This window comes from Bradyrhizobium sp. CCH5-F6, assembly GCF_001556045.1.
Classification (GTDB): Bacteria; Pseudomonadota; Alphaproteobacteria; order Rhizobiales; family Xanthobacteraceae; genus Bradyrhizobium.
Genome location: NZ_LSIC01000047.1, coordinates 143,779 through 163,184 on the forward strand (window position 1 = coordinate 143,779; position 19,406 = coordinate 163,184).

The 19,406-nt window shown below is 65.3% G+C and carries 27 protein-coding genes; 17 read left to right on the top strand and 10 right to left on the bottom strand.

What is annotated here, in order from left to right; genetic code table 11:
* Nucleotides 1–258 precede the first annotated feature (258 nt).
* The 4 genes from minC to AX729_RS08095 all read left to right on the top strand — a co-directional run bounded on the left by minC (nucleotide 259) and on the right by AX729_RS08095 (nucleotide 2,431).
* On the top strand, nucleotides 259–957 hold the full coding sequence (gene minC, locus AX729_RS08080; RefSeq protein WP_061021805.1) for a septum site-determining protein MinC: 699 nt from the start codon (nucleotides 259–261) through the stop codon (nucleotides 955–957).
* Between the two features lie 19 nt (nucleotides 958–976).
* On the top strand, nucleotides 977–1,792 hold the full coding sequence (gene minD / locus AX729_RS08085; protein ID WP_061021807.1) for a septum site-determining protein MinD: 816 nt from the start codon (nucleotides 977–979) through the stop codon (nucleotides 1,790–1,792).
* Complete coding sequence (minE, locus tag AX729_RS08090; protein ID WP_061021809.1) at nucleotides 1,789–2,070, top strand: cell division topological specificity factor MinE; 282 nt, start codon at nucleotides 1,789–1,791, stop codon at nucleotides 2,068–2,070. Before minD ends, minE begins: the two co-directional genes overlap by 4 nt.
* Before the next feature lie 175 nt (nucleotides 2,071–2,245).
* Entirely contained in the window at nucleotides 2,246–2,431 is a 186-nt protein-coding gene (locus AX729_RS08095) for a hypothetical protein (RefSeq protein WP_061021811.1), read from the top strand.
* A 19-nt stretch (nucleotides 2,432–2,450) separates the two neighbouring features.
* Here AX729_RS08095 and AX729_RS08100 read toward each other — a convergent pair whose 3' ends face one another.
* Together AX729_RS08100 and AX729_RS08105 are read right to left on the bottom strand one after the other, a co-directional pair.
* On the bottom strand, nucleotides 2,451–2,699 hold the full coding sequence (locus AX729_RS08100; RefSeq protein WP_061021813.1) for a hypothetical protein: 249 nt from the start codon (nucleotides 2,697–2,699) through the stop codon (nucleotides 2,451–2,453).
* A 111-nt stretch (nucleotides 2,700–2,810) separates the two neighbouring features.
* A complete protein-coding gene (locus AX729_RS08105) occupies nucleotides 2,811–3,203 on the bottom strand; it encodes a hypothetical protein (RefSeq protein ID WP_061021814.1) in 393 nt (130 codons plus the stop codon).
* 127 nt (nucleotides 3,204–3,330) lie between these two features.
* Here AX729_RS08105 and AX729_RS08110 point away from each other — a divergent pair, with 127 nt between their 5' ends.
* Nucleotides 3,331–4,116: an SDR family NAD(P)-dependent oxidoreductase gene (locus AX729_RS08110; protein ID WP_061021816.1), complete on the top strand. Its 786-nt coding sequence runs from the start codon at nucleotides 3,331–3,333 to the stop codon at nucleotides 4,114–4,116.
* A gap of 89 nt (nucleotides 4,117–4,205) precedes the next feature.
* Here the strand turns inward: AX729_RS08110 and AX729_RS08115 are convergent, their stop codons facing one another.
* On the bottom strand, nucleotides 4,206–4,436 hold the full coding sequence (locus AX729_RS08115; protein ID WP_061021818.1) for a DUF6894 family protein: 231 nt from the start codon (nucleotides 4,434–4,436) through the stop codon (nucleotides 4,206–4,208).
* A 355-nt stretch (nucleotides 4,437–4,791) separates the two neighbouring features.
* A complete protein-coding gene (locus AX729_RS08120; protein ID WP_061021821.1) occupies nucleotides 4,792–5,808 on the bottom strand; it encodes a hypothetical protein in 1,017 nt (338 codons plus the stop codon).
* Nucleotides 5,809–6,148: 340 nt separating this feature from the next.
* Here AX729_RS08120 and AX729_RS08125 point away from each other — a divergent pair, with 340 nt between their 5' ends.
* Nucleotides 6,149–6,745 carry a L,D-transpeptidase gene (locus AX729_RS08125; protein WP_197433554.1) on the top strand — a complete coding sequence of 199 codons (597 nt, stop codon included), beginning with the start codon at nucleotides 6,149–6,151 and terminating at the stop codon, nucleotides 6,743–6,745.
* Nucleotides 6,746–6,806: 61 nt separating this feature from the next.
* Here the strand turns inward: AX729_RS08125 and AX729_RS08130 are convergent, their stop codons facing one another.
* Together AX729_RS08130 and AX729_RS08135 are read right to left on the bottom strand one after the other, a co-directional pair.
* Nucleotides 6,807–7,238 carry a COG4315 family predicted lipoprotein gene (locus tag AX729_RS08130; protein WP_061021824.1) on the bottom strand — a complete coding sequence of 144 codons (432 nt, stop codon included), beginning with the start codon at nucleotides 7,236–7,238 and terminating at the stop codon, nucleotides 6,807–6,809.
* Nucleotides 7,239–7,356: 118 nt separating this feature from the next.
* Entirely contained in the window at nucleotides 7,357–7,821 is a 465-nt protein-coding gene (locus tag AX729_RS08135) for a MarR family winged helix-turn-helix transcriptional regulator (protein ID WP_061021886.1), read from the bottom strand.
* A 103-nt stretch (nucleotides 7,822–7,924) separates the two neighbouring features.
* On the opposite strand from AX729_RS08135, the gene AX729_RS08140 reads away from it, so the two are divergent.
* From AX729_RS08140 to AX729_RS08150, 3 genes are all read left to right on the top strand, one after another.
* The gene (locus AX729_RS08140; RefSeq protein ID WP_061021826.1) at nucleotides 7,925–9,847 is read left to right on the top strand and encodes an FAD-binding monooxygenase; all 1,923 of its coding nucleotides are present in this window, start codon (nucleotides 7,925–7,927) and stop codon (nucleotides 9,845–9,847) included.
* 184 nt (nucleotides 9,848–10,031) lie between these two features.
* A complete protein-coding gene (locus tag AX729_RS08145) occupies nucleotides 10,032–10,313 on the top strand; it encodes a hypothetical protein (protein ID WP_061021888.1) in 282 nt (93 codons plus the stop codon).
* 228 nt (nucleotides 10,314–10,541) lie between these two features.
* Nucleotides 10,542–10,748, top strand: coding sequence for a hypothetical protein (locus AX729_RS08150; RefSeq protein ID WP_061021829.1), 207 nt, complete (start codon nucleotides 10,542–10,544; stop codon nucleotides 10,746–10,748).
* Nucleotides 10,749–10,868: 120 nt separating this feature from the next.
* On the opposite strand, the gene AX729_RS08155 is transcribed toward AX729_RS08150, so the two are convergent.
* Nucleotides 10,869–11,213, bottom strand: coding sequence for a DMT family transporter (locus AX729_RS08155; RefSeq protein ID WP_061021890.1), 345 nt, complete (start codon nucleotides 11,211–11,213; stop codon nucleotides 10,869–10,871).
* Nucleotides 11,214–11,552: 339 nt separating this feature from the next.
* On the opposite strand from AX729_RS08155, the gene AX729_RS08160 reads away from it, so the two are divergent.
* Together AX729_RS08160 and pdxY are read left to right on the top strand one after the other, a co-directional pair.
* Nucleotides 11,553–12,194 (top strand): FMN-binding negative transcriptional regulator, encoded by a 642-nt coding sequence (locus AX729_RS08160; RefSeq protein WP_061021831.1) that lies wholly within the window; start codon nucleotides 11,553–11,555, stop codon nucleotides 12,192–12,194.
* Between the two features lie 38 nt (nucleotides 12,195–12,232).
* Nucleotides 12,233–13,051, top strand: a complete 819-nt coding sequence (gene pdxY / locus AX729_RS08165) for a pyridoxal kinase (RefSeq protein ID WP_061021833.1) — start codon at nucleotides 12,233–12,235, stop codon at nucleotides 13,049–13,051.
* A 4-nt stretch (nucleotides 13,052–13,055) separates the two neighbouring features.
* Here the strand turns inward: pdxY and AX729_RS08170 are convergent, their stop codons facing one another.
* Nucleotides 13,056–14,363 (bottom strand): M15 family metallopeptidase domain-containing protein, encoded by a 1,308-nt coding sequence (locus AX729_RS08170; protein ID WP_061021835.1) that lies wholly within the window; start codon nucleotides 14,361–14,363, stop codon nucleotides 13,056–13,058.
* Nucleotides 14,364–14,734: 371 nt separating this feature from the next.
* Between AX729_RS08170 and AX729_RS08175 the strand changes: the two genes are divergently transcribed.
* From AX729_RS08175 to AX729_RS08185, 3 genes are all read left to right on the top strand, one after another.
* Nucleotides 14,735–14,899, top strand: a complete 165-nt coding sequence (locus AX729_RS08175) for a Flp family type IVb pilin (protein WP_061021893.1) — start codon at nucleotides 14,735–14,737, stop codon at nucleotides 14,897–14,899.
* A gap of 242 nt (nucleotides 14,900–15,141) precedes the next feature.
* Entirely contained in the window at nucleotides 15,142–15,396 is a 255-nt protein-coding gene (locus tag AX729_RS08180; RefSeq protein WP_061021836.1) for a hypothetical protein, read from the top strand.
* 200 nt (nucleotides 15,397–15,596) lie between these two features.
* Nucleotides 15,597–16,517 (top strand): DMT family transporter, encoded by a 921-nt coding sequence (locus tag AX729_RS08185; RefSeq protein ID WP_061021839.1) that lies wholly within the window; start codon nucleotides 15,597–15,599, stop codon nucleotides 16,515–16,517.
* 6 nt (nucleotides 16,518–16,523) lie between these two features.
* Here the strand turns inward: AX729_RS08185 and AX729_RS08190 are convergent, their stop codons facing one another.
* A complete protein-coding gene (locus AX729_RS08190) occupies nucleotides 16,524–16,874 on the bottom strand; it encodes a zinc ribbon domain-containing protein YjdM (RefSeq protein ID WP_061021841.1) in 351 nt (116 codons plus the stop codon).
* 111 nt (nucleotides 16,875–16,985) lie between these two features.
* Nucleotides 16,986–17,159, bottom strand: coding sequence for a hypothetical protein (locus tag AX729_RS40405; protein ID WP_015686504.1), 174 nt, complete (start codon nucleotides 17,157–17,159; stop codon nucleotides 16,986–16,988).
* A 250-nt stretch (nucleotides 17,160–17,409) separates the two neighbouring features.
* Between AX729_RS40405 and AX729_RS08195 the strand changes: the two genes are divergently transcribed.
* The 3 genes from AX729_RS08195 to AX729_RS08205 all read left to right on the top strand — a co-directional run bounded on the left by AX729_RS08195 (nucleotide 17,410) and on the right by AX729_RS08205 (nucleotide 19,176).
* Nucleotides 17,410–17,769: a c-type cytochrome gene (locus AX729_RS08195; RefSeq protein ID WP_061021843.1), complete on the top strand. Its 360-nt coding sequence runs from the start codon at nucleotides 17,410–17,412 to the stop codon at nucleotides 17,767–17,769.
* Nucleotides 17,770–17,975: 206 nt separating this feature from the next.
* Nucleotides 17,976–18,380, top strand: coding sequence for a VOC family protein (locus AX729_RS08200; RefSeq protein WP_061021845.1), 405 nt, complete (start codon nucleotides 17,976–17,978; stop codon nucleotides 18,378–18,380).
* A 130-nt stretch (nucleotides 18,381–18,510) separates the two neighbouring features.
* Entirely contained in the window at nucleotides 18,511–19,176 is a 666-nt protein-coding gene (locus AX729_RS08205; RefSeq protein ID WP_061021848.1) for a hypothetical protein, read from the top strand.
* Nucleotides 19,177–19,406 lie beyond the last annotated feature (230 nt).

Below are 19,406 nucleotides of genomic sequence, written 5' to 3' on the forward strand. Positions count from 1 at the left end.
CTCGCCTCGCATTCCGACGCCATGCCCCGCGCAAGGCGGGGCATCCGGTACGCCGCAGCCTATCGGCTGACCCGCAACGTCTCGGAGTACTGGATCGCGCGCCTTCGCGGGCGACGACAGCGGTGTGTTTGGTGATAGCGCCTGCCGAAACCCGCCGCTCACCCGGCCCCCTCCCACGCAAGCACGGAGAGTTAACCAGCCGTTAACCATATCCGCCGCATCGTTAACCATTCAATAACAGGGAACGAGTCGGCCGCTATGGAGGCTGCAGCAAAAGTCCAACGTCAAATGGTGCGCCTGCGCGGGCGCTCCTATGTGGCCTTCGTGTTCACGCCGACGGTTCCGATCCAGGACTGGCTGCAGGAGATCGACGCGACGATCGCGCGATCGCCGGGCTTCTTCGCCGGCCGGCCGGTGGTGATCGACCTGTCCTCGGTCGATCTCAGCCAGTCCGGAATCGGCCATCTGCTCACCAGCCTCCAGGACCGCAACGTCCGCGTGCTCGGCATCGAGGGGGTGGAGGAGGGGAAGCTGACCGCCATGATGCCGCCGCTGCTCTCGGGCGGGCGCAGCTGCGTGGTCGAGCCGAGCGCGCCCAAGAAGGCCGAAGTGAAGGTGGAGATCAAGCCGACCTCCCTGTTGCTCGAGGCTCCCGTGCGCTCCGGCCAGACCGTGATCTTCCCGGATGGCGACGTCACCATTCTGGGCTCGGTCGGTTCCGGCGCGGAAGTCGTCGCCGGCGGTTCCATCCACATCTACGGCGCGTTGCGCGGTCGCGCCATGGCGGGCGTGAACGGACACACGAGCGCGCGCATCTATTGTCAGAAGATCGAAGCCGAACTGCTTGCAATCGACGGGTTTTATCAGACCGCCGACGACATTGACGAGGCCTTGCGGGGCCGGCCGGCCCAAGCCTTCCTGCAAGGCAACACCATGCGAATTACCGCGCTGAACTGACCAGAAGGAGACAATCGAGATGGCCAAGGTACTGGTCGTGACATCAGGCAAGGGCGGGGTCGGCAAGACCACCACGACCGCCGCGCTGGGAGCGGCGCTCGCGCAACGCGGCGACAAGGTTGTCGTCGTCGATTTCGACGTCGGTCTGCGCAATCTCGACCTCGTGATGGGGGCCGAGCGCCGTGTCGTGTTCGACCTCATCAACGTGGTGCAGGGCGTCGCGAAACTTCCGCAGGCGCTGATCCGCGACAAGCGGCTGGAGAATCTCTGGCTGCTGCCGGCCTCGCAGACCCGCGACAAGGACGCGCTCTCGGAAGAGGGCGTCGGCAAGGTCATCGACGATCTGCGCAGCCGCTTCGACTGGGTGATCTGCGACAGCCCGGCCGGCATCGAGCGCGGCGCCTCCATGGCGATGCGCTTCGCGGACGAGGCCGTGATCGTCACCAATCCGGAAGTCTCTTCGGTGCGCGATTCCGACCGCATCATCGGCATGCTCGATTCCAAGACGGTGCGGGCCGAGAAAGGCGAGCGCGTCGAGAAGCACATCCTGATCACGCGCTACGATCCCTCCCGCGCCGCGCGTGGCGAGATGCTGACGATCGACGACATCCTCGAGATCCTGGCGACACCGTTGCTCGGCATCATCCCGGAGAGCCAGGACGTGCTGCGCGCTTCCAACGTCGGCACGCCCGTGACGCTGTCGAACGCGGACGGCGCGCCGGCGCGGGCCTATATCGACGCGGCGCGTCGGCTGTGCGGCGAAACCGTCGCCATGCAGGTGCCGGCCGAGCGCAAGGGCTTCATGGATCGCCTGCTGCGACGGAGGGCTGCATGAGCATGGGCTTGCTACGGCTTCTCCGCGGCAACAAGGCCACTGCACCGGTCGCGCGCGAACGTTTGCAGATCCTGCTTGCCCACGAACGTGGAATGCGCGGCCAGCCCGATTTGCTCGCTGTGCTGCGTGAGGAAATTCTCGTCGTCGTGTCCAAGCACGTGACGCTGGACCCGACCAAGGTCATCGTCCGGCTCGAACGCGGCGACGAGGTTTCGACCCTGGAGGTCGACATCGAGGTGCCCAACGATCTCGAGCGCAAGCGCGTCGCGGTCGCGTAGGGGAACGCGGCCGAAGACTACCCGTTTTGGGGTGGGTGAGAAGGCGGTCCGCCGGGCATGGCGGGCCGCCTTTGTCTTGGGGCCGGCGGGAACGGTACCCGCGGCGCGATCGTTGTCAGGGACCCGCGGAGCGCCGGACCGGGCACCGCGGTTTCCGCCAGCCGGGAGAGCGCCCATGATGTCCGAAGTTCAGGTCCACGCCGTTGCGCGGCAGATGCTCGAACAGCACGGTTTTGCTGCGATCGCGAAGGCCACCGAGCAGGCCCAGGCCTGCGAGGGCCGCGGCGAGGCCGACGAGGCCAGGGAGTGGCGTCACATCGCCGATGCCATGAAGATCATGCGCGGCCCCCATCAGAGCTGAGATTTCGCAAGCGCCCGCTTCAGCGCTCCCCGCGATCGGCGCCGTTGGACGATGTCCGGTTCTGCGTCTGCGGCTGCGCGCGTTCGCCGGCGCCCTTGCAGGGGAGCGGTTCCCACGAACCGTCCGGCCCCTGCTGATAGGCGCTGCAGGACGACGAGGTGGATTTTTCCTCGCCTTTCTGGGTGTCGGAATTCCTCGCCAGCACGGGCGCAGTCAGCACCGTGGCGGCCGCAATCGCGCCGGCGAAAACGAAATGGATACTCCGCATGAGGACCTCCTGTTCGAATTCGAAGAGGCCGCATACTTTCGAGGATTGTGACGATTTTGGGCCGCAGCGGAGGTTCCGTCGCGGCGTGCTTAGCGCGGCGAAGCCGGCTCGCTAACCGCCCTTGCTGCGGATCAGGCCGGCGAGGTTGGTCTTCTGGGCCTCGCACCAGCCGGTCATGCCGAGGCGGCGCTGGTCCATGTCGGTCGCCTGGGTCGCGATCGCGACCTCGGTCATCAGATCGTCGTCCTGCTTCTCGCCCAGCTTGCCGCCGGTGTGCATCCAGGCGATCGCCTTGCGCACCTTCTCGGTCGTGCCGTCGGGCAGGTGCATCTGCTGCGCCTTCTGCACCAGGTCCTGATAGACGAGGTCCGTGTTGGGGCACTCGACCTTGGCGGCGAAGGCCTGCAGGACCATCGTGACATAGATTGATCGCGGCGGGGCGTCAGCCGCCTGGGCCGGCGCAGCCAGCAGCAACAGCCCTGTCATCAGAAAGCCGGTGCGCATCCCTGGAACCTCCTCCGTTTTTTTGAGAGGCTAGCGGTCGGCGCGTCGCTCCGCAATGGTGCGCGGCGCAATTGTCCTGCGTCGGGGCAGTAGGCTAACCTGACGCTCCCCGGTCTCGGAGCGCGACATGAGCCTGTTCAGCACGCCGTTCGATCCTGCACGCGACACCGCGCTCGTCACCGGCGCGGGCAATGGCATCGGCCGCGCGATCGCGCAGGCCCTGGTCGGCGAGGGCGTGCGGACCGTGTTCGCGGATGTGAGCGCGGCGCGGGTGCATGCCGCGATCAGCGCCAGCGAGCAGCCCGCTCTCGCCGTGCCCTGGGTCGGCGATCTCGCCAGGCTCGAGGCCTGCGATGATCTGCTGGCGGCCGCGCATGCCGCGCTGGGCGAGATCACGCATTTCGTCCACAGCGCTTCGCCGCCGCGGCGGGAGGCCGATCATGTGCTCGCGGTCGATCGCAGGACCTGGCAGGACATGCATGCCGTCAATCTCGACGCCGGCTTTCACTTGTCGCGCGAGCTCGCAAAGCGGCTGATCGCAGCGAAGCGGCCGGGCTCGTTCCTGCTTCTCACCTCGCTGCATGCTGGCACGCCGCGCAACCTGCCGCATTATTCGACGGCGAAGGCGGGGCTGGCTATGCTGGTGAAGGAGCTGGCCAAGACGCTTGGCCGCCACGATATTCGCGTCAACGCGCTGGTCCCCGGTGCGATCGCGGCTGGCGGTTTCGTTGCGGATCCCGCGCTGGCGCGGCACATTCCGCTCGGGCGTCTCGGCGAGGCCGGGGATCTCGTGCCGATGGCGCTCACGGTGCTGTCGAACAAGCTCTCCGCTTACGTCACCGGCGCAGCCTTCGTCGTCGACGGCGGCCTGTCGCTGACCAACTGGTTCGAGACGCCGGCGCTTGAAGAGTAGAGATCGTTCCGATGTGGTCGGAGCGATCTTTGGGTTCGGCGCGCTTTCTCAACGCGAACCGGCATCCACTTCGCTTGAAAAAGTCCTGCCTAGCGTTGCCAGGCCGGCACCGGATCGAGCGGCGTGCGATAGAGCTCGTTGTGATCGCGATCGGTGACGCGCACCGCGCAACCCTTCTGTTGCAGCTCGGGCTTCACCTGCGACAGCTCGCATGCCAATTGATCGGCGCGATCGGAGGCAACCTCGATGTCTTCGAGGATGATTCCACCCTGGTTCTTGAACTCACCACCAACCACAAGATCGAAGTAGTAGTAGGGCATCCGAATTCCCCGGTGTGACGATCTGAGCTTCAGAGCAAGTCTCAACACGAGTCCGATGATACCACTGAGTCGATATCTGCCGAATGAACAGGACGCGCAATCTCTGTGCGTATGACGGAGAAATGATGTGCAGCGCGCAGGCTCGTTAAGAATTTATTAAACATGCTTGCCGGATCATAAGGCATGGAATTGCAGCAGAACCGGGCTCCGGGAACCGGCAGCTGCAAGAGAAGGCCGGCGGCATAGATCCCGACGGCCTTTTCTCTTGAACGGAAAACGAGCGAGACATCGCTCCCGTAATCGCCCGGACTCAACGCATCACATCGACTCGGACAGCCTGCGCGACTTCACGACTCTACCGCAGCGGCATCGGCGGGCGCACGACGGGTCCATCGTCATCGGCAACGGCTTGTGTCGTCGTGACCGGCGCAGCGGGTGGCGAGGCCGCGGCAGACTGCGACGGCGGAGGTGCGAGCGGCGTCGGCGCATAAGCCGGCATGTAGGTCTGCGACACGGCCGGCTTCGGTTTGCGAACCGGCGGCGCCTGAGGCCGTGGTGGAAGCGCCGACACGCGGGCACGGGGATCGACCGGCGGTTTCGCCTCGGCCAGCGGCTTCGGTGCGGGCGGCTTTGCCATCTCGCGCGCCATCTGCTCCTGTCCGGCCTTCAGCTCGGCGATATTGGCCTTGAGCTGTTCGATCTGCTGCGCCATCGCGGCGAGATCGCGGGTCATCGATTGCACGGACTGCGCGGCATCGACGGGCTGTGCCGCTGCAGGCGCGGCTGCGGCGACCTGAGCCGCGGGCGGCGTTGCGGATTGGTCGGCCGCCTGATCCGCAGTGGCGTCCACCGGGGGCGTTGCGGCCTGCACGGCAGCGACCGGAGCGCTCTGCGACGTCGCAGGTAGCAACGAGGTCGCAGGCAGCAACGACGTCAGCACCGGCGTCCATTCGGCGAGCATCTGCTTTGCCGTGTCGCCGTGCTGGTCCCAGGCGATGGTGGCGGCCGCGCTGGCGCCCGCAAACAGGAACGCGACGAACGCACCGCGCAGCCACTTGCCGACCGAGGATCGCTTCTGCCTGACCGGATCGTCGCTGGCCGCGACGCGGACAGCCGTGTCGACCGACGGTGCCGCGGCGGGTTTTCCGAAGACGACGTTGATGGTGGGCTCGGGCGCGCGCGCCGGCTCGGGCGCGAACTTCGGCTCCGGACGCGGCGCGATCTCCGGCGCCAGCGCAGGCGACACGCTGGTGGGCCGCGAGGCAAGCACGATCTCGGGAGAGATCTGAACCGCGTCGTGCGGATCGTTGTCCTTGACCGTGTCCTTCACGATCTCATCGACGATTTGCTTGGCGTTCAGCGTCGCGAGCATTGCAGCTCCTTTGAAGCCCAGTGTTTGAAATATTGTCCGCATCGGCGCGGAGGCCGATCTGTCGAGGTGAACCCACCCCGAGCCCCATGACGCACGAGTCCAGCCGGGTTTGACCAAAGCAAGGCGTGGGGATGGAGATGATGCGACAGTCTTCTGCCGTTTGTGGTCATGGAACCCGCCCATCGAACACGCGCACGTGTTCCGTCCCGCCTTGTTTTCTGCACGATTTTGGCAGCAAGTGGGGGAATCGGGGGTTATGCCTATTCTTCAGCGGGGGCCGGCGGTGCCAAGATCTCTACTCGTTTTGTTCGTTGCAGCCTTGCTGCCGCTGGGCGGCTGCATGCAGACGACGCTTTCGCCATCGACGGATGCGAGCATGACGCCGCGCGACCGTCAATTGCTCGCGCATGCGCCTTACGCGCAGGCGAAAGTACCTGAGCAGTATCTGCGTCATATCGTCGATTACCACCGCAAGGAGCAGCCGGGCACGATCCTGGTCGATACCGATGCGCGCTACCTCTACTTCGTGCTGCCCGACGGCAAGGCTATGCGCTACGGCGTCGCGGTCGGCGAGGAAGCCATGGCGTTCTCGGGTGTCGCGCGTGTCGGCCGGCTGGCGGAATGGCCGGACTGGGTTCCCACGGCGGACATCCAGGCACGGCTCGGGCCGTATCCACCGCGTGTTGCCGGCGGTCCCGCCAATCCGCTGGGAGCGCGTGGCATCTACCTCTATGTGGGGAACAAGGACACGCTCTACCGCATCCACGGCACCAACCAGCCGGAATATATCGGGCAGGCGATCTCGTCGGGCTGCATCCGGATGCGCAACGAGGACATCATCGATCTCTACGACCGGGTGAAGCTCAATTCGATGGTGGTGGTGCTGCCCCCCGGGCAGAACGCGCAGGCGGAGAGGGGTACGCGCTGGCGCGGGTGAGGACCGCGCCTTGCGCCGGTTCGATTTCCGCCAGCCCAGCCGTACTTGAGTCGTATACAGCTTAGTTCTCAGGCCGCGCGATTCGCCATTGCAGCGTCGTGGCGATGCCGTTGGCCTCGCCCGGCGCCTTGTCGGCGGGAGAGGTGTAGAGCGGACGGTAGCGGTACGCCCACATCTTGCTGCCGTCGTCGCGGCTGATCACGGTGAAGTCGCCGACGGCCCTGGCGTCGGCCGTCGCCGTCAGCGGAACCCAGCTCTCGGTGCACTTGCCGTTGCAATTCGAGGTCTTTCCGGTGGTATCGCGCTCGTAAGTATAGAGCGTCATGCCGTTGAGATCGACGAGCTTGGGGCCCTGTTTGGTCAGGATCACCTTCGCTGGAGCCGTCGGCGCCTCGACCTTCGGCGGAGGAGGGTCGCCGCCGCCATGGCCGCCTGCGACCGCATGACTGGTCGAGAGTGTCATGGCTGCTGCCATAACGAGGAACCTGAACATTCCGAACTCCGTCCCGCAAAGTTAATCGCGCGTTAAGCGCCCAATGTGGCCGAGGTTAGCAGGCGAAGGTTAGTTCCTGGTTTCGTGCGCTGCGACAAATTCGGACATGGGCTTGGGACTAGACTTGCGCATCGCGTTGCGGGGCGCGGCTGAGCTCGTTGCCGGCGGCGATGGCCTTGCGCAACAGCCGCATCAGTTCCTCGCCCTCTTTGGCGCTCAGGCCACGCAGCATGATGCGCTGCGCGGATTCGACGGCCGGCGTGATCTTGCGCAGCGTGCGCCGGCCTTCGTCGGTGATCTCAAGCTCCCGCGCGCGGCGGTCGCGGCTCGATGGGCGGCGTTCCGCGAGCCCCTTCTGGACGAGGCGATCGATCACGCCGGTGATGGTGGTGCGGTCGTAGGCGATCAATCCCGCGAGCGTCACCTGGTCGAGTCCCGGATTGGCCTTGATGGTCGCGAGCGCGGCGTACTGCACCGGTGTGAGATCGAAGCCGGCGCCTTCGACTTCGGCCAGGAACACCGCGACCGCGATCTGCTGGAAGCGGCGCGCCAGATGTCCCGGCATGTCGTTGTTGTCTTTCACCGAATCCTCCGGAGCTCGCAGCGAGATGCGGGTCGTTGACAAGTATACTGATAGTCAGCATACTGAGCAATATCCAAATTGAACATCGCCGGGAGAGGTGCTCATGCAATTCCATCTGAATGGATTCCAGCCGGGCGATCCCGAAATTGCCGATCCCGCCGAGCGCGTTCAGGCGCCGGGCGCGACAGGCGCCGTGCCTGGCGAGGTCGATGTTCTCATCGTGGGCTGCGGGCCTGCCGGCCTGACGCTCGCCGCCCAGCTTGCGCAATTCCCCGACATCAAGACCTGCATCGTGGAGCAGAAGCCGGGCCGCCTGCTGGTCGGGCAAGCCGATGGCATTGCCTGCCGTACCATGGAGATGTTTCACGCCTACGGCTTCAGCGAGCGTGTGCTGAAGGAGGCCTATTGGGTCAACGAAACGACGTTCTGGAAGCCGGATGAGGGGATGCCGGAAACGATCACCCGCAGCGGCCGGGTGCAGGACGTGGAGGACGGGCTGTCGGAATTCCCGCATGTGATCCTCAACCAGGCCCGCATTCATGACTGTTTTCTCGACCTCATGCGCAGATCGCCGGCGAAGCTCGAGCCGTATTACAGCCGACGCATGCTTGACCTCCATGTCGATCCGGCCGGCGGTGCCGCCGATCATGCCGTGACCGTGCGCCTCGAGCGCGTCGATGCCGCGAACGAGGGCAAGGTCGAGACCATCAGGGCGCGCTACGTCGTCGGCTGCGACGGCGCACGCAGCACGGTGCGCAAGTCGATCGGGCGCGAGTTGCATGGAGATTCCGCCAACCACGCCTGGGGCGTGATGGACGTGCTGGCGGTGACGGATTTCCCGGACATCCGATTCAAGTCGCTGATCCAGTCGGCCAAGGACGGCAGCCTGCTGATCATTCCGCGTGAAGGCGGCTACATGGTCCGTATCTATGTCGAGCTCGCAAAGCTCGATGTCGGCGAGCGCGTTGCGAACCGCAACATCACCTCCGACGACGTGATCGCCAAGGCGCAGCGCATCCTGAAGCCGCACACACTGGACGTGAAGGAGATCGCCTGGTGGTCGGTCTACGAGATCGGCCAGCGCCTTACTGACAAGTTCGACGACGTGCCGGAGACCGAGATCGCGACGCGCCTGCCGCGCATCTTCATCGCCGGCGATGCCTGCCATACCCACAGTCCGAAGGCCGGGCAGGGCATGAACGTATCAATGCAGGATGCCTTCAATCTCGGCTGGAAGCTCGCCGCCGCCTTGCGGAGGCAGTGCGCCCCAGGCCTGCTGCATTCCTATTCGGCGGAGCGCCAGGCGGTCGCGAAAGAGCTGATCGATTTCGACCGCGAATGGGCGGGGATTCTCGCCTCCGCCGCCAAGGCCGGCGGCGCCGATGCCGCCAAAACGCAGGACTATTTCGTCAGGCACGGCCGCTACACCGCAGGCACTGCAACGCATTACAGGTCATCGGTGCTCACCGGTGCGACTTCGCATCAGCATCTGGCGCAGGGCCTCGTCATCGGCAAGCGCTTCCATTCCGCGCCGGCGATCCGGCTGGCGGACGCCAAGCCGGTGCATCTCGGTCACGCCGCGCAGGCCGACGGCCGTTTCCGCATCTACGCGTTCTCGCCCGCTGAAAATCCGGCCGCAGCCGGCTCGGCCATTCGCGCGCTGTGCAACTTCCTCACTGAAGCCGGGGAGTCGCCGATCAGACGCTATACGCCAGCGGGCGCCGACATCGACAGCGTGATCGACCTGCGCGCCGTCTTCCAGCAGGATCACCGCGAGCTTGCCATCGCGGCGATGCCGCCGCTGCTGCTTCCGCGCAAGGGCCGCTATGGTCTGATCGATTACGAGAAGATGTTTTGTCCGGACCTCAAGGGTGGCCACGACGTTTTTAGAATGCGAGGGATCGATCGAAGGAGCGGCTGCATGGTGGTGGTGCGGCCAGACCAGTATGTCGGGCATGTGCTGCCGCTCGACGATCATGCCGGGCTCGCGTCGTATTTCGACGGCTTCATGCTGAAAGTGAACTGACGCTGGCCGCACTTGCTGCGATACACGAGCGGTGAATGGTGAATCCGCCGGGCTTTCTTCGGTGGGCCGGTTCCGTGCGCGTACAATTTAAGAAAGTTCTTCGCGGACAGATTTCATCGATCGTAATATGTGTACTCAAAGCTGTAAGCATCCACTCGGGGCAGCGGGGCACGGGAGGATGACGATGAGACAGAGTCAAGCAGAGACGCGCCGTCAGCACGATGTCGCGAAGCGGTCGATGACCAAGGAGGCCAAACAGCTGGCCGCCCTGATTGCCGGCCTGCGCAAGTCCCTCGAAGCGATCAGCAAGGAACGGGCGAACTCAAAGCTCACCGGTGCCGAGATGGGCTTGCTCGACGAGCGGCGCAACAACCTGCTGCTCACCATTGCAGCGCTCGATGATCGCCTCTCTGCGGTGCAGGGCCTGATCAATCTCGGCCGACCCCACATTATCCGCGTGCACTGAAGCGCGATGAGATCCGGATGAATCGTCATCGCGCGCAGGTCTCTGCGCGAGCATGATCTTTTCGGAAAACCGTTTCACGCTTTCCCGGATCGTGTTCTATCGCAACTCGGACATGTGAGGATCGGCTCCGTAGCCGGATGGCACGGGGCCGGCCATACCTGCGGATGGCACCAAATTGCCACGCTCCCGGCGAATTGCCGCCAAAGCCCGCTGCCACGACGAGATCGGGTGCAGGGCGACGCAAGGGGACGTGCATTGGCTTATAAGATGGTCGCAGAACGCGACAACGAAAAGTATAGCTTCGACCGCGAGAGCCGGCTGCTCATCGTTGCGAAGGCCAAGGTATGGGCAAGCGAGGGGTGGCGGGTCGTCGTCACCGACCAGGACGGCAATGCCTACGCGCCGCCCGAATTCGATCAGCTGTCGGCAGCCTGAGCGCAGGGTGCGGCGAGGGGACGATCCTGTCCCTGGTTCCTGAAGGACCACTACGCCAGCAACTCCGGCTCCGCCGAAGCCGGTGCATAACCGGTCGCGCGGGGCTGGCAGTGCCCGGCGTCAATGCATTGTCGTCTCCGAGAACAAGTTGATCACCACGACGCCTGACACGATCAGCGCGATGCCGACGAAGGCCGCGGCGTCCAGCATCTGGCGGAACAGCACGAACGATACCGTGGCAGTCAGGATGATGCCGACGCCGCCCCAGATCGCATAGGCGATGCTGAGGGGAATGACGCGGATCGCCACCGACAGCGCATAGAACGAGGCGACATAGAACAGCACCATCGCCAGCGGCGGCCAGGGCCGCGTGAACTGCGCGGACTGCTGCAGGCAGGCGGACGCCGTGACTTCGAGCACGATGGCCAGTGCGAGCGCCGCGTAGGCATTGAAGGCGGGTGTCATGACGAACTCGGGCATGGCGCCGCGCAAAAAAGTTGTCGCGCGATAGGTATGTTTAGCACGCGGGACATAGTCTCTGGAACGCGGGTATCACGTATCAGTGACGACCCTGCGACAGCCTCTGAACTCGACGCCGAGATTTCTGCAGGCGGACGCCAGCGGCAGGACAGAGATCGCGGGCTATGCCGATGCCATGGCCGACATGTTCTGCGCCTATCTGACGAGGCTAGCGCGGCGCTGAGGCATTGCTGGCATCAGCGTTTGCAGGCCGAATATCCTTCAGGTTTCGTTCCATGATGGGTTAGCCTCGCCTCATTCACCATCCAATCGTCGAGCCATGCCATGCACGTCCTCCGCCCCCAGTTCCACATCGAGGAGCAGCGCGCGCTGGAATTTGCCGCATCTCGCGGTTTCGGCGTGATCGTGGCAGCGGACGAGCGCGGGCCGCGGGCCTCGCACGTGCCGTTCGTGCTGGCCGAGCGCGGCGACCGCACCATCGTGCAGGTTCACTTCACGGCGAAGAATCCGCTTGTGTCGCTGGCCGACGGCAGCAGGCGATTCCTGCTGATCGTTGCCGGCGACGATGCCTACGTCTCCAACGACTGGTACGCCTCGCGCGACAATGTCTCGACCTGGCTCTATGAAGCGGTGCACCTGTCGGGCGTAGCCCATCTGCGCGGGCTCGACGAGAACCGCCGACATGGCGATGCGTTGCTCGCAGTCTCCGAGGCGCGACTGCCCAAGCAGCCCTGGGATCTCGTGCAGATGGAGCCGGGCAAGCGCGAGAGCATGCTGGCTGCGATCCGCGTCGTCGATCTCGTGGTCGATCAGATCGAGGGGCAAGCCAAGCTCAACCAGCACAAGAGCGACGCGGACCACGTCGCGGTCGCGAACCGATTGACGCGGTCGGAGGAGACGGGTCACCGGCGGCTGGCCCGCAAGATGCAGGCGCTGCGGCCGGGGCTTGAATACGAGATGCCGTAACGCTTGCCTCGTCCGACGTTTGACCTTACGGACCTCTCATGCTCGTCATCTCCATTCAGAGCCAGGTGGTCCACGGCCATGTCGGCAACAGCGCGGCCGTCTACGCCATGCAGGCGGAGGGCGTGAACGTTGCGGCGGTGCCGACGACGCTGCTCTCGAACCATCCGCGCTATCCCAGCCTGCGGGGGCGGGTGCTGGAGACCGAACTCGTCGCCGACCTCCTGAAGGGCGTCGAGGAACGCGGCCTGGTTGACGAAGCCGCGGTGCTCGTGACCGGCTATGTCGGCTCGCCCGGCAATGCCGCCGTGATCGCCGACTTCGTGGAGCGGGCGTGCACGCGGAATGCGAAGCTCGTGTATCTCTGCGATCCCGTGATCGGCGATGACGGCCGCGTCTATGTCGCGGACGGCATATTGGACGTGGTCCGGCACCGGCTGCTGCCGGCGGCGAATCTCACGACGCCGAACCAGTTCGAGCTCGAATTGCTCTCCGGTCTCGCTGTTGCCGATGCCCAGGGTCTGAGCGCGGCTTGCGCCGTGCTGACAGGGGCAGGCCGCACCGACGTCGTCGCCACTGGCTGCACCCTTGCGGATACAGCGGAGGGGCAGGTGGAGACGATCCTGTGTGCCGACGGGCGATTGTCGCGCTTTGCGACACTGCGCCTGCCCATCCGCCCCTATGGCACCGGCGATCTCCTCGCCGGGCTGATCGCGGCGCATCTCGCCAAGGGCGAAGCGATGGAGTCGGCAGTACGGCTCGCGGTCGACACGATCTTTGCGGTGCTGGTGCGCACGCAGCAAGCCGGCACCGCCGAGATGCGGCTCGTGCCACTGCCGGCACCCGGACGCGACGCCTGACGGTTCAGGTCGCGGGCTTCACGGCCGATTGCGCCGATTTCTGCGGCTTGGTCTGGCTCTTCTGCTCGCGCGCGGCCTGCGCCTTGGGCGGCTTGGCGCTGGCGACGGCCCGCGTCTTCTTTGGCTTGACGTTGGCGGCTTCCTTGCGGTCGGTCGCGACGCCGCGGCGCGAGATGTATTCCTTCCCGTCGATCGGGCCGACATGCGGCGGATCGCGGCCGAGATAGGGGCGGCCGATGCCGAACGCCTTGCCGTTGGCGTCGACCCACTTCCACAGGATCTCGGTCGAGACCCAGCGCTGGGCGCGGTTGATGCCCTGGGTGCTGACGATGTCGGCCGCCATGCCGTGGCCATAGCCGCCGCGCGTGCTGCCGCCATGATAGGAACGGTCGGAGGCGGCTTTCAGGCCGCTCGCGATCGACTGGCGGTAGTCGTCACGGAACGCGCTGGTGATGCCCGGCGACAGGCCGGCGGCTTCGGCCGCGAGCAGCGTGCGGAACAGCTTCTGCTTGAAACTCTTGTCCATGCCGCCGATGACGTAGTCCATCATCGACATGCCCGCGCGCTCGGCCGCCTTCGGATCCTTCCAGCCGAAGTCCTGATCGACCAGCTTGGTGAAGCTGCGCATCACCGTGACGGTCTTGCCCTTGCGCTTGACGGTGACGGCGCGCCGCTCCTGGACCTTGATCGTGTCCTCCTTCGCGGTGCGTTGATAGAGGGCCCAGAGGTAGCGGTCGATGCAGGCCTCGATGACGAAGCATTCGTCGAGCACTGCGACGGTGTCGGCCGGCGGAGATGGCTTGCTCGCGGGCGTGACGGGCCCGCTCGCGATCGTCGCGGGGGACAATGCGTCCGTCGTCACGATCTCGGTGGGATCGGCGGACGCAAGCATGACAGGCTCTGGGGCGGGAGCGGGCGCAGCCTCGCTGAATATGGGCTCCGGTTCAGGTGAGATCTGCGGCGCGGGCGCAGGCTCCGTCGGCAGGATCAGCACCGGATCGGCCGAAGCGAGCTTGATTGTGGGAGCCGCCTCTTCGGGCATTTCCTGCGCCGTTGCTGCCGGGGCAGTCGCAGCAGCGACCGTAGCGGCGATATCGGCGGTCAGCGCGAGGCCATCCTCGAGGGTCGCGGCGCGTGGCACGTCGGCGAGCTCGAGGCGGCTGAGATCCTTGGCGCGCGAGGCAGCCGCCACATTGGCACCGCTGTTCTCGATGAGGGCAGGTGCATAGGCGGAGAGAGACAAAGCCAGCCAGCCGGCCAGAACAGCCGAGGGACACGACACCGCCACCAGAAGAGACCGCCGATCGTTCATGGGCCCTGCCTCCAAACGGTTCTGTTCGAACCATCTTGTCCGAACATCATGATGCAAACAGACGTGACGAAAACAGTCTTGCACGGGAAAGGCACGCAGCGCGTCGATTGTTCGGGGCAGGGTGTGGCGGCGCAATGGCGCAAATGGGCGAGAACAACCTTTTCGAGGCGAGTGTTGCCGAGGTGCAACGCGGGTTCCACTGCGGTGCCAGAGCCACCCGGCGCGCAAATGACGGCGACAGCTGCATTTTTTTGTCAATTTGCAGCGATCGCATTGACGCAATCTTGGATTGTCGTCGTGCATTTCTCCCGCTCACGCAATCTTCGGTAGAATCAATCTCCGATGGATTTTGAAGGGCGTTGCCTGTGAAATTGAAATGCATCTTGGCCGAATTCGCCTCCGATGAATCCGGCGCCACCGCGATCGAATACGGCCTGATCGCAGCCGGAATCGCGCTCGCCATCATCGAGATCATCTACGCCCTCGGCACCGATCTGGTCGCAAAGCTGCAATCGCTGGCAACCGCATTGAAATAGGACGCGTGCATCGCTACCGGCGTACCAGCCGATCCGGCGGGGACGGAACCGATGGCTGGGGAAACGAGCTCGTACCGCCTAGGAAGCGGCACGTCGCAGACGGCGTGATTCGCCCAAGGCCTTGTACGTATTAGGCATATCGCCATGCACCGTGCGCGATGTTGCAATGCAACAAAGCACGTCGCAATGCAGCAAAGCGCGCCTAAATATATGCTCCGACTCGTATCTTTGGAGCATGACCAGTGAACAAGAAGACTTTGTCGATCGCCGCCGCCTTCCTGACCATTGTGGGCGGTACTGCGGCCGTCGCCGCCGAACTGCCGACCTATGCGGCCAACGGTTTCCCGGTTTCTGCGCTGCAGGTGCGCGTGCTCGGCGCTGCGCATGTCGAGCAGCAGGTTTCGGCGCCCACCACGGTCGCCTCGGTCCACCAAGCCAAGGTGCTCGGCCCCCGCAAGGTGACGACCGCGGACGTCACCACCGGCGCAGCCCGCTGAGGCTGAGTTCGACCGGGGGCAGGTGGAGCCTCGCCTAAAGCGCGACATTCACCGCCCCTGGCCATTGAACGACATCACGCCGCATGTGCATTGCGCACGCGGCCATCGCGGCGGGGTATCCGCTTCGTCGCGATGCCTGCGTGCCAGCCCTGCAGCCGCGAGGGTTGAGCCGCCACATGCGCCGACGTATCGCTTGATCCATGGATCAGCGGGCGAGCGGCGCTGACGCTCTCACTCAGAAGAACGATGCAGCGCCGGCATTGCTCGGCGTGGTCTGCGGCCTTGCCGCGGCGCTGTTCTGGGCGCTCGGCTTCGCCGGCACGCGGCATGGCCTCAAGGTCGGCTTCACGCCGGTCGATCTCCTCGTGCATCGCTATGTCTGGTCGGGGATCGTGTTCCTTCCGCTGGTGGCGCGCGCGGGCATCTCCGATCTCTGCGGCATCGGCTGGAGCAGGGGCCTCGTGCTGATGGTGCTCGGCGGTCCCGTGATGTCGCTGATCTCCTACACCGGTTTCCTGTTCGTGCCGCTCGGCCATGGCAGCGTGATCCAGCCCTCCTGCGCGACACTGGGCGGCCTGCTGCTCGCCGCGGTCGTGCTGAAGGAGCGGATTTCCGCCTCGCGCTTTGCCGGCGCGATCGTCATCGTCGGCGGCCTCGGCGTGATCGGCGCCGAATCGATCGGCCATATCGGGGCCGAGGGCGTGCAAGGCGATCTGATCTTCGTGCTCGCCGGATTCATGTTCGCCGGCTTCGGTGCCGCCCTGCGCCGCTGGCGCGTCTCGGCCGTGTCGGCGGCGCTGGTGATCAACGTGCTGTCGCTGCTGCTGGTGCCGGTCTACATCGCGACCGTCGGCCTCGCCCATATCGCGGCGATCGGCGTGACCGAGAACGCCATCCAGGCGCTGGTGCAGGGCGTGCTCGCCGGACCCGCCGCGCTCTATCTCTACGCCGTCTCGGTCCAGCGCCTCGGCGTTGCCCGCGCCGCGGTGTTTCCGGCCTGCGTGCCGGCGCTGACGGTGCTCACAGGCTGGCTTCTGCTGGGCGAGCCGCCGACGATGTTGCAGACGGCGGGGCTCGTGACGGTGCTATGCGGGTTCTATCTGGCGCAGCGGCAGAGCTAGCGGACCTCACGCCTTCCGCACGAACTCCGATTTCAGGTTCATCGCGCCGATGCCGTCGATCTTGCAGGCGATGTCGTGGCCGTCGCTGGCGTCCTGCAGGCGGATGTTGCGCACCTTTGTGCCGCCCTTGACGACCGAGGAGGAGCCCTTGATCTTGAGATCCTTGATCACGATGACGCTGTCGCCGTCGGCGAGCACATTGCCGTTGGCATCGCGCACGGCGGCATCCTGCGCCGTGTCCGCGGCCGCATCCGCCGCGCCGCTCCATTCATGGCCGCATTCCGGGCAGACCCAGAGATCGCGGTCCTGATAGGCGTGCTCGGAATTGCAGGCCGGGCATTTCATCGTGTCGGTCATTGTCTGTCTCGTCTCACCGGTTCGTTCGCGGCGCGACCGTAGGGGCGGGAACCGGGAAAGCAAGGAAAAGCTGCGAACGGCTTGGGCCGCGCCCGGCCTGCCGGTGCGATGTCACCGAAACAGCGCGACGAAGATCACGTAGAGCCAGCCCAGGATGCCGTGGATGATCGCCCACAGGATCGAATGGTTGTTGGTGTAGGAGATCGCGATGGCGAGCGCCGAGCCGAATCCCACGCCGTATTTCGCGCCCTCGACCCGGACGCCGTAATAGCGGTTTTCGTTCATGGTGATGCCTCCTGACCTCGAATGAGCGCGAGCCTATGCGGTCGCCGTGATCCTGGCGAGCGGCGTGATCAATGAGGCCATGTCGTCCCGCGCGAGTTGAGCTGCGTCAACGGCATTGCAACGCTGAGGACGCGGGCGGCGGGCTGCGAAGACGAGGGCGATCATCCGCGCCTTCCTTGACGCAGATCAACCTGGCCTCGCGGTGCAAATCTAGGCTGGCGCGATGAGTCAATCGCGGTGAGGTTTGGCGATGTCGCACAGTGTTCGAGTCTCCATCGGCATCGTCATCCTGATCATCCTGTCGGTGCTGTTCCTCTTCAGCGTCGTCCACACCGCCGCGGGGGCCCCGAGGCCCGCCTCGCGCACCATCGCCGAAGGACAGCGCTTGGCGCAGGCGTGGTGCCAGTCGTGTCACGCGGTCGAGCGGACCATCACCGATTTCTTCGACGAGGCCCCGAGCTTTCAGGCCATCGCCGATCGCAGCGGCACCACCGCGCTGTCGCTCAAGGTGTTCTGGCGGACCAGCCACCGGAACATGCCGAACCTGGTGATCTCGCCGGAGCAGGCGGATGCGCTTTCGGCCTATATCCTGAGCCTGAAGAGCAGATGAGGGCCCGGCCAAACGACATTTGGCGAAAACAACCCCATGCACAGTAGGCATCTCTCTGGAATCGCTGGGGATTTTATTTGACTTCGGCGATACCGAATTTCCTTTGCGTCGTCGGGCAAAACAGGCGCATGATGTCACGGTGGAGCCCTCTCGACGTCCAGGCGCTCGATGCGTAGCCTCCGCACGTAACGCACGACGAGCCCGCCATGACCTTTCTCCTCAACATCGACGTCCCCGATGTCGCAAAGGCCACGACCTTCTACACCGAAGCCTTCGGCCTGACGGTCGGCCGCCGCTTCGGCGCCGACTTCGTCGAGCTCAACGGCTGGCCGGCGCCGGTGTATCTCTTGACCAAGCCGGCCGGCACGGTCGGCGCGGGCGGCGACCGCCGCCGTTACGAGCGGCACTGGACGCCCGTGCATATCGACGTCGTCGTTGACGACGTCGACGCCGCCCTCGCGCGTGCGCTCCGTGCCGGTGCGATCCTGGAGGCGCCCGCGCGCGATGCGCCCTATGGCCGGATCGCGATGCTGGCCGATCCGTTCGGGCACGGGTTCTGCCTGCTGGCGTTCAGCGAGAAAGGGTATGACGCGTTGTTGGGGAGTTCGTAGTTCGCGACCGGGTTCGTAGCCCGGATGAGCGAAGCGACATCCGGGAAACACCTCGGCAGGATCAATCCCGGATATCGCTTCGCTCATCCGGGCTACGCTTGCTGGGATCGCGAGCGGACATTGGGGCGACATGGCAAAAAAGCAAACGAGCAAATCGACGAGGAAGCTGAAGACCTACCAGACCTCGCTCGGCTTCTACGACCAGGCGATCGCCGCGCCTTCGATGAAGGCGGCGCTCGAGGCCTGGGGCGCCAGCTCCAATCTCTTCCATCAGGGCGTCGCGAAGGAGACCGACGACCCTGATATCGTCGCGGCGACCATGGCGAAGCCCGGCATCGTGCTCAGGCGTCCGGTCGGCTCGGACGGTCCGTTCAGCGAGAGCGCGGAGCTGCCGACCGATCTCGGCGAAGAGGAGGCCAGGCCCCAACGCAGGTCGGAACGTAAGCCCAAGACCAAATCCGCGAAGCGTTCGGCCATATCCACAACGAAGCCGTCCCGCAAGATCGACGATCAGGCCGCGCGCAAGGCCGCGGCGGCGTTCGAGAAGGAGGAGCGGCGGCGCGAAGCCGAGCGAAGGAAAGAGGAGGCCGCCCGCGCCAGAGAGCGCGCGCGCCGGGACAAGGCGGTCGCGACCGCGCAGGCGGCGCTGGACAAAGCGAGGCGTGAGCACGAAGCGCGCAGCGAGGAGATCGAGGCTGAGCGGGCTGCGCTGGACGCGCGCGCCGAGGCCGAGCAGGACCGCTGGGACAAGCAGCGGATGAAGCTGGAGCGGGCGCTAAGCCGGGCGCGGGAGTAGGGCCGCGCAAACGCTGATCCGCCGTGCATCGCCTCGCGCAGGCAGCGAGATCGCGGTTCCGTCCCTATATGAACTCGTTGCGGATCGCGAACAGGCGCCGCGGGCGCTTGCGCTGCTGGACGGTGAAGGCGGCGCGTGAGGCGACGCAGTGGCACGGCTGGGATCGGTTCGAGCAAGCGCCTCGTCCTTCGAGACGACCGCTTTCAGCGGTCTCCTCAGGATGAGGCTCA

What these genes read in the sequence shown, in the direction of transcription:
- minC (WP_061021805.1), top strand. Translation starts at nt 259, where the DNA reads ATGGAGGCTGCAGCAAAAGTCCAACGTCAAATGGTGCGCCTGCGCGGG.
- minD (WP_061021807.1), top strand. Translation starts at nt 977, where the DNA reads ATGGCCAAGGTACTGGTCGTGACATCAGGCAAGGGCGGGGTCGGCAAG.
- minE (WP_061021809.1), top strand. Translation starts at nt 1,789, where the DNA reads ATGAGCATGGGCTTGCTACGGCTTCTCCGCGGCAACAAGGCCACTGCA.
- AX729_RS08095 (WP_061021811.1), top strand. Translation starts at nt 2,246, where the DNA reads ATGATGTCCGAAGTTCAGGTCCACGCCGTTGCGCGGCAGATGCTCGAA.
- AX729_RS08100 (WP_061021813.1), bottom strand. Translation starts at nt 2,699, where the DNA reads ATGCGGAGTATCCATTTCGTTTTCGCCGGCGCGATTGCGGCCGCCACG.
- AX729_RS08105 (WP_061021814.1), bottom strand. Translation starts at nt 3,203, where the DNA reads ATGCGCACCGGCTTTCTGATGACAGGGCTGTTGCTGCTGGCTGCGCCG.
- AX729_RS08110 (WP_061021816.1), top strand. Translation starts at nt 3,331, where the DNA reads ATGAGCCTGTTCAGCACGCCGTTCGATCCTGCACGCGACACCGCGCTC.
- AX729_RS08115 (WP_061021818.1), bottom strand. Translation starts at nt 4,436, where the DNA reads ATGCCCTACTACTACTTCGATCTTGTGGTTGGTGGTGAGTTCAAGAAC.
- AX729_RS08120 (WP_061021821.1), bottom strand. Translation starts at nt 5,808, where the DNA reads ATGCTCGCGACGCTGAACGCCAAGCAAATCGTCGATGAGATCGTGAAG.
- AX729_RS08125 (WP_197433554.1), top strand. Translation starts at nt 6,149, where the DNA reads ATGCAGACGACGCTTTCGCCATCGACGGATGCGAGCATGACGCCGCGC.
- AX729_RS08130 (WP_061021824.1), bottom strand. Translation starts at nt 7,238, where the DNA reads ATGTTCAGGTTCCTCGTTATGGCAGCAGCCATGACACTCTCGACCAGT.
- AX729_RS08140 (WP_061021826.1), top strand. Translation starts at nt 7,925, where the DNA reads ATGCAATTCCATCTGAATGGATTCCAGCCGGGCGATCCCGAAATTGCC.
- AX729_RS08145 (WP_061021888.1), top strand. Translation starts at nt 10,032, where the DNA reads ATGAGACAGAGTCAAGCAGAGACGCGCCGTCAGCACGATGTCGCGAAG.
- AX729_RS08155 (WP_061021890.1), bottom strand. Translation starts at nt 11,213, where the DNA reads ATGACACCCGCCTTCAATGCCTACGCGGCGCTCGCACTGGCCATCGTG.
- AX729_RS08160 (WP_061021831.1), top strand. Translation starts at nt 11,553, where the DNA reads ATGCACGTCCTCCGCCCCCAGTTCCACATCGAGGAGCAGCGCGCGCTG.
- pdxY (WP_061021833.1), top strand. Translation starts at nt 12,233, where the DNA reads ATGCTCGTCATCTCCATTCAGAGCCAGGTGGTCCACGGCCATGTCGGC.
- AX729_RS08170 (WP_061021835.1), bottom strand. Translation starts at nt 14,363, where the DNA reads ATGAACGATCGGCGGTCTCTTCTGGTGGCGGTGTCGTGTCCCTCGGCT.
- AX729_RS08185 (WP_061021839.1), top strand. Translation starts at nt 15,597, where the DNA reads ATGGATCAGCGGGCGAGCGGCGCTGACGCTCTCACTCAGAAGAACGAT.
- AX729_RS08190 (WP_061021841.1), bottom strand. Translation starts at nt 16,874, where the DNA reads ATGACCGACACGATGAAATGCCCGGCCTGCAATTCCGAGCACGCCTAT.
- AX729_RS40405 (WP_015686504.1), bottom strand. Translation starts at nt 17,159, where the DNA reads ATGAACGAAAACCGCTATTACGGCGTCCGGGTCGAGGGCGCGAAATAC.
- AX729_RS08195 (WP_061021843.1), top strand. Translation starts at nt 17,410, where the DNA reads ATGTCGCACAGTGTTCGAGTCTCCATCGGCATCGTCATCCTGATCATC.
- AX729_RS08200 (WP_061021845.1), top strand. Translation starts at nt 17,976, where the DNA reads ATGACCTTTCTCCTCAACATCGACGTCCCCGATGTCGCAAAGGCCACG.
- AX729_RS08205 (WP_061021848.1), top strand. Translation starts at nt 18,511, where the DNA reads ATGGCAAAAAAGCAAACGAGCAAATCGACGAGGAAGCTGAAGACCTAC.